Source organism: Rhizobacter sp. P1_G5 (assembly GCF_056405435.1).
The window spans coordinates 1-522 of sequence record NZ_JBFUCB010001220.1; the positions used below are offsets into that span (position 1 = coordinate 1).

Below are 522 nucleotides of genomic sequence, written 5' to 3' on the forward strand. Positions count from 1 at the left end.
CGCTGAAGCAGTCGGTGCAGCGCATGCTCGGCTACCACCCCGAGCGGCTGTACCTCACGCACTACGGCTGCGTCGAGGGCGTGCCGCGGCTCGGCGAGATGATGCTTGCGCAGGTCGACGAGATCGTCGCGCTCGGCGAGCGGCTGCGCCCGCTGCCGGCGGCCGAACGCCACCCCGCGCTGATGGCCGGCCTCGCGGCGCTCTACACGGCACGGCTGCAGCACCTGGGCAGCACCGTGCCGCGCGACGACGCGCTGGCGCTGCTCGCGATGGACCTGGAGCTGAACGCGCAAGGCATCGGCATCTGGCTCGACCGCGCGCGCTGATATCCTCGGCGCCTTCCGATTTGCGCGGGTGCCCCGCGCCGCGCACCATGATCGTCGGCATCGACCTCGGCACGACCAACAGCCTGATCGGCATCTTCCAGGACGGGCGGCCGCAGCTGGTGCGCAACGTGCACGGCGACTTCTCCACGCCGTCGGCGGTCAGCCTCGACGACGAGGGCCGCACGCTGGTCGGCCT

General features: G+C 72.0%; 1 protein-coding gene and 1 pseudogene. Both read left to right on the forward strand.

What is annotated here, in order from left to right; genetic code table 11:
• A pseudogene (locus tag AC1D12_RS35065) lies at positions 1-326 on the forward strand (MBL fold metallo-hydrolase); the annotation flags it as partial.
• A 47-nt stretch (positions 327-373) separates the two neighbouring features.
• Positions 374-522, forward strand: a 149-nt coding sequence (locus AC1D12_RS35070; RefSeq protein ID WP_477845640.1) for an Hsp70 family protein, incomplete at its 3' end; no start/stop codon positions are given.